The following is a 6287-nucleotide window of genomic DNA, read 5'->3' as shown; positions in this document are numbered from 1 at the left end:
TTGATCCGGGGGGCAGCGCCTACGGTTTGCTTCGCTGCACCTCCTCTCGCTGTGTTTGGCTGCGCCAAACGGTCGCTGCGCTCCCACCCCCGGATCAATCCCTCCACTCAGCCTGCCGACGGGCTCTAAGATCAAAAGCAGGCGAGCTGACACTCGGCCTATTGAGTGGTGAAGAGCACAGCGCGCACGGTTTTAGTTTTTTTGGTGCTCTTGCCCCTCACCCCAGCTCTCTCCCGAGGGAGAGGGAGCCGATTGGGGGCTTTTCAAAATATGCATTCAATTCGGTCTTTCACGTCGGCGTATCTCTCCCAATCCACGCGATCAGTCCCCTCTCCCTCCGGGAGAGGGCTAGGGTGAGGGGCTTTTGATGTGGCTTTTGATCTTCAGCCCCTTCGGCAGGCCGAGCGTAGGTGCCCATCAGGAGTAGGCGCGTAGCGCCATGCGGCGCAGCCGCATACATCGAGAGGAGGTGCAGCGAAGCAAACCGTAGGCGATGCCCCCTGATGGGCACCGGAGCGAGGGAACGCTGAGCCTAAGCGAAGTGCCGTACGCCGGGGCCAAGCCTTTTGGGTTACCTTTTCGGCGTCTGGAAAAGGTGACTCGCTGTAAGAGCGAAACCGCCGGCGGCATCACCCGCAGCAACGGATATGCCCCCAAAACCCAAAACCCCAAAAAACGCACAAACAAAAACGCCCGGCATAAACCGGGCGTCTTGTATTGACCTGATTAACGAGCGCGGTAAGTAATGCGCCCTTTGCTCAAGTCATAGGGCGTCAGCTCGACGCGCACTTTGTCACCGGTAAGAATACGAATGTAGTTCTTGCGCATCTTGCCGGAAATATGCGCGGTTACGACGTGCCCATTTTCCAACTCCACACGAAACATGGTGTTGGGCAGGGTGTCGACGACAGTGCCTTCCATTTCGAAGCTGTCTTCTTTCGACATGCAGTAAAGCCCTCGGTATCCAATGAATGGCCCGGTGCAACTGCGCCAGGCAAAAGCGGCGTGCATTGTGCCCGAAAAATGGGGTTTACGCCAAGGGGTTTAGGGCTTTGGTTTAGTTGAGGATGACCCAACGCTGATTAATCAGCAGTTCGATGGGGCGATATTGGGTTTTGTAGTTCATCTTTTTGCAGTTCTTGATCCAGTAACCAAGGTAAACCGCCTCCAGCCCCAGACGCTGGCTCTCGCTGATCTGCCAGAGGATGCCGAAGCGGCCAAGGCTACGGCGCTCTTCCGCCGGTTCGTAAAAGGTGTACACCGCCGACAAGCCATTAGGCAGCAAATCGGTCACCGCCACGGCCAGCAACCGTCCGTCGAGACGAAACTCATAAAAACGCGAGAAGGGCAGATCACGCACCAGAAACGTCGAGAATTGATCACGGCTCGGCGGGTACATGTCGCCGTCAGCGTGGCGTTGTTCGATGTAGCGCTGATATAGATCGAAATATTCTTCGCTGAATTGCGGTTTGACCGGGCGCACCTGTAAATCGGCGTTGCGCTTGAAAATGCGTTTCTGCTGACGATTGGGGGTGAACTGTGCGACGGGGATGCGCGCAGGCACGCACGCATTGCAGTTCTGGCAATGCGGACGGTACAGATGATCGCCGCTGCGACGAAAGCCCATTTCCGACAGGTCTGCGTAGACATGCACATCCATGGGCTGACTCGGGTCGAGAAACAGGGTGGTAGCCTGCTCCTCAGGCAGATAACTGCAAGAGTGAGGTTGAGTGGCATAGAACTTCAAACGCGCCAACTCGGTCATGATCAACCCTCGGGATAAGCTGGTGAATTAAGTGTAAGCCACGCGCGCAAAAGTCGCTCAGCAAACCCAAGTGGCGCGACTGGGTTGATCCAGATGTCGGGCCAGATAGTCAGAAAATTCCTGACGGGGGATCGAGCGGGCGCCAAGGCTGTGCAGATGATCGGTCGGCATCTGGCAGTCGATCAGCACAAAACCCGAATCTCGCAGATGGCGTACCAGCGTGGCGAAACCGTACTTGGAGGCGTTGTCGGCGCGGCTGAACATCGACTCGCCAAAGAACAGTTGACCCATCGCCAGCCCGTACAGGCCGCCGACCAGTTCGCCCTGATCCCAAACCTCCACCGAATGGGCGAAGCCGCGTCGATGCAATTCAACGTAGGCGTCCTGCATTGCTTCGGTGATCCACGTGCCATCGGCGTAATCGCGGGGTGCGGCGCAGGCGCGAATGACCGCGTCGAAGTCTTTATCGAAGGTGACTTGGTAGCGTTCCTTGCGCAGCAATTTGCCCAAGCTGCGCGAGACGTGCAGTTCGTCGGGAAACATCACCGTGCGCGGATCCGGCGACCACCAGAGAATCGGCTGGCCTTCGGAAAACCACGGAAAGCAGCCGTGACGATACGCCTGAATCAAGCGATCGGCGGACAGATCACCACCGGCGGCGAGCAGTCCGTTGGGTTCGCGCATGGCCTTTTCCAATGGCGGAAAAGTCAGGGAGTTGCGTTGTAACCAAGTCAGCATGGCATCCAGGCTTGCAGAAGGGGAGGGCGGGGCGGGCTGTTCGGCCCGCGATAAAGTGTGCCGTTAAATGACAGGAATGTCGTCCAGAGACTGCTCGCTCATGCAGCCGAATGGACGCGGCTGCAACTTGGCGTCGAGGCTGTGGTCGTAAACGATCGCTATGGCAGCCCGTGTGGCGTGTTGATGCAAGCGTTCCATCAGCGTCGGGTCGGAGTTGAGGATGATCAGGCGTGAATGCTTCGCTGCGTTCATCAAATACACCTCATAAGCCTTTGTCACAAAAGGTAATGCATGCTCAAATTGGCCCACGGCTTTTGTGTGCTTGACTATGCTTTACCCTGGGGTTTGAAGCATGGCATCGCACGTACAAACCCGTACAATGCCGGGCTGTTACAGAATATTCGCGTTGTGCCGTGTTTTTAAAAGCCACGGCGCAGTGTTAAAAGTAGTCTCAGTTGCGCTCGTTCACTTTGTTACCTGCCTGGATTGGGCAGTTTTTATCGTCATTCAATAGATGGACGCGCCATTGGCGCAGGAAAAGTAGCGTTTTGAAGAAATCCACCGCAGCACCCAAAACCGTCGTTCCGCTCTGGCGCCAACAGTTGCACTACCGGCTCAAGGAAGGTGCATTGATCGCCATCGGCGCTTTGTGCCTGTTCCTGATGATGGCCTTGCTCACCTACGGCAAGGACGATCCGGGCTGGAGCCACAACAGCAAGATCGACGACGTACAGAATTTCGGCGGCCCGGCGGGCTCCTACAGCGCTGACATCCTGTTTATGGTGCTGGGTTACTTCGCCTACATCTTCCCGTTGCTGCTGGCGATCAAGGCTTATCAGATCTTCCGTCAACGCCACGAACCGTGGCAGTGGAGCGGCTGGCTGTTCTCCTGGCGCCTGATCGGTCTGGTGTTTCTGGTGCTGTCCGGCGCTGCGCTGGCGCATCTGCATTTCCATGCCGCGTCGGGTCTGCCGGCCGGTGCCGGTGGTGCGTTGGGCGAAAGCCTCGGCAATCTGGCGAAGAACGCGCTGAACATTCAGGGCAGCACGTTGTTGTTCATCGCGCTGTTCCTGTTTGGTCTGACGGTGTTCACCGACCTGTCGTGGTTCAAGGTGATGGACATCACCGGCAAGATCACCCTCGACCTGTTCGAACTGTTCCAGGGCGCGCTCAATCGCTGGTGGTCGGCGCGTACCGAGCGCAAGCAACTGGTCGCGCAACTGCGTGAGGTCGATGATCGCGTGCACGACGTGGTCGCGCCGACGGTGACCGACAAGCGCGAGCAGGCCAAAGTCAAAGAGCGCCTGATCGAACGTGAGCAAGCGCTGAGCAAGCACATGTCCGATCGCGAGAAACAGGTTCCGCCAGTCATCGCTCCGGCCCCGGCCAAAGCGCCTGAGCCAAGCAAGCGCGTGCAGAAAGAGAAACAGGTGCCGTTGTTCGTCGACAGCGCCGTGGAAGGCACCTTGCCGCCGATCTCGATCCTCGATCCGGCGGAAAAGAAACAACTTAATTACTCGCCGGAATCCCTGGCAGCGGTCGGCCACTTGCTGGAGATCAAGCTCAAGGAATTCGGTGTTGAAGTGACCGTCGACTCGATCCACCCGGGTCCGGTGATTACCCGTTACGAAATTCAGCCTGCCGCCGGCGTCAAAGTCAGCCGCATCGCCAACCTCGCCAAAGACCTTGCGCGTTCGCTGGCCGTGACCAGTGTGCGGGTGGTCGAGGTGATTCCGGGCAAGACCACGGTTGGTATCGAGATCCCGAACGAAGATCGGCAGATCGTGCGTTTCTCGGAAGTGCTGTCGACGCCTGAGTACGACAACTTCAAATCGCCGGTCACTCTGGCGCTGGGCCATGACATCGGCGGCAAGCCGGTGATTACTGACCTGGCGAAGATGCCGCACTTGCTGGTGGCCGGTACGACCGGTTCCGGTAAGTCGGTGGGCGTGAACGCGATGATCCTGTCGATCCTGTTCAAGTCTGGCCCGGAAGACGCCAAGCTGATCATGATCGACCCGAAGATGTTGGAACTGTCGATCTACGAAGGCATCCCGCACCTGCTGTGCCCGGTCGTGACCGACATGAAGGACGCTGCCAACGCCCTGCGCTGGAGCGTTGCCGAGATGGAACGCCGCTACAAGCTGATGGCGAAGATGGGCGTGCGTAACCTGTCCGGCTTCAACGCCAAGGTCAAGGAAGCGCAGGACGCCGGCGAGCCGTTGAGCGATCCGCTGTACAAGCGCGAAAGCATTCACGACGAAGCACCGCTGTTGCAGAAGCTGCCGACCATCGTCGTGGTCGTCGACGAATTCGCCGACATGATGATGATCGTCGGCAAGAAGGTTGAAGAACTGATCGCCCGTATTGCGCAGAAGGCGCGTGCGGCCGGTATTCACTTGATCCTCGCGACCCAGCGGCCGTCGGTGGACGTGATCACCGGTTTGATCAAAGCGAACATTCCGACGCGCATGGCGTTCCAGGTGTCGAGCAAGATCGACTCCCGGACGATCATCGATCAGGGCGGCGCCGAACAATTGCTCGGCCACGGTGACATGCTCTACATGCCGCCGGGCACCAGCCTGCCGATCCGGGTTCACGGCGCGTTCGTCTCCGACGAAGAAGTTCACCGTGTGGTGGAAGCGTGGAAACTGCGCGGCGCTCCTGAATACAACGACGACATCCTCAACGGTGTCGAAGAGGCGGGCAGCGGCTTTGAAGGCAGCAGCGGTGGCGGCGATGGCGATGACCCGGAAGCTGACGCGCTGTATGACGAAGCCGTGCAATTCGTCCTCGAAAGCCGTCGCGCCTCGATTTCTGCTGTGCAGCGCAAGCTGAAGATCGGCTACAACCGCGCCGCCCGGATGATCGAAGCCATGGAAATGGCCGGGGTCGTCACCTCAATGAACACCAACGGTTCGCGTGAAGTCCTGGCCCCGGGCCCGGTTCGCGACTGAAGCCAGAAGCAAGAGGCGGGGCAATGATGTCTCGCCGCTCTCCCAACGAGTATTCAAGAGGACTCCCATGCGTCTTATCCGCATGCTGTTGCCAGTACTGGCGTTGACCACCCTCACGGCTCACGCCGATGACAAGGACGTGGCGCGTCTGACCCAATTGCTGGAAACATCGAAAACCCTGACCGCCAACTTCTCGCAGCTGACCCTCGACGGCGGCGGCACCCAGTTGCAGGAAACCACCGGCAACATGACCCTGCAGCGCCCGGGCCTGTTCTACTGGCACACCAACGCGCCGGCCGAGCAGACCATGGTTTCCGACGGCAAGAAAGTCACCCTGTGGGATCCGGATCTGGAACAGGCGACCATCAAGAAACTCGACGAGCGTCTGACCCAGACCCCGGCGCTGCTGTTGTCCGGCGACGTGTCGAAGATCAGCCAGAGCTTTGACATCACCGCGAAAGAAGCGGGCGGCGTGATCGACTTCACGCTGAAGCCGAAAACCAAAGACACCCTGTTCGACAACCTGCGCCTGTCGTTCCGCAACGGTTTGCTTAATGACATGCAACTGATCGACAGCGTCGGCCAACGCACCAACATCCTGTTCACCGGGGTGAAGGCCAACGAGCCAGTGCCGGCCTCCAAGTTCAAGTTCGACATCCCCAAGGGTGCGGATGTGATCCAGGAATAAACCACGGCCCCTTGTACCGGGCCCTTGTGGAGAGACCCTGGTATTAAGGGGCACTTTGTGGCGAGGGGATTTATCCCCGTTCGACTGCGCAGCAGTCGTCGCGTTTGGGGCCGCTTCGCAGCCCAGCGGGGATAAATCC

The 6287-nt window shown here is 58.7% G+C and carries 6 protein-coding genes; 2 read left to right on the top strand and 4 right to left on the bottom strand.

What is annotated here, in order from left to right:
- Positions 1-726: 726 nt before the first annotated feature.
- The 4 genes from infA to QMX93_RS29210 form a co-directional block, all read right to left on the bottom strand.
- Complete coding sequence (infA, locus tag QMX93_RS29225; RefSeq protein ID WP_002553999.1) at positions 727-945, bottom strand: translation initiation factor IF-1; 219 nt, start codon at positions 943-945, stop codon at positions 727-729.
- Between the two features lie 112 nt (positions 946-1057).
- Positions 1058-1765 (bottom strand): arginyltransferase, encoded by a 708-nt coding sequence (locus QMX93_RS29220; protein ID WP_053121598.1) that lies wholly within the window; start codon positions 1763-1765, stop codon positions 1058-1060.
- 57 nt (positions 1766-1822) lie between these two features.
- Positions 1823-2503 carry a leucyl/phenylalanyl-tRNA--protein transferase gene (gene aat, locus QMX93_RS29215; protein ID WP_282359037.1) on the bottom strand — a complete coding sequence of 227 codons (681 nt, stop codon included), beginning with the start codon at positions 2501-2503 and terminating at the stop codon, positions 1823-1825.
- 63 nt (positions 2504-2566) lie between these two features.
- Complete coding sequence (locus QMX93_RS29210; RefSeq protein WP_282359039.1) at positions 2567-2755, bottom strand: hypothetical protein; 189 nt, start codon at positions 2753-2755, stop codon at positions 2567-2569.
- 296 nt (positions 2756-3051) lie between these two features.
- Between QMX93_RS29210 and QMX93_RS29205 the strand changes: the two genes are divergently transcribed.
- Entirely contained in the window at positions 3052-5460 is a 2409-nt protein-coding gene (locus QMX93_RS29205; RefSeq protein ID WP_053121593.1) for a DNA translocase FtsK, read from the top strand.
- Between the two features lie 67 nt (positions 5461-5527).
- Positions 5528-6148, top strand: coding sequence for an outer membrane lipoprotein chaperone LolA (gene lolA / locus QMX93_RS29200; protein WP_053121592.1), 621 nt, complete (start codon positions 5528-5530; stop codon positions 6146-6148).
- Positions 6149-6287 lie beyond the last annotated feature (139 nt).

It is taken from the genome of Pseudomonas sp. PS01303, from assembly GCF_029959385.1.
GTDB lineage: Bacteria > Pseudomonadota > Gammaproteobacteria > Pseudomonadales > Pseudomonadaceae > Aquipseudomonas > Aquipseudomonas rustica.
Note: the sequence above shows the minus strand (reverse complement) of the source record. Positions and strands in the feature narration are given on the sequence as shown.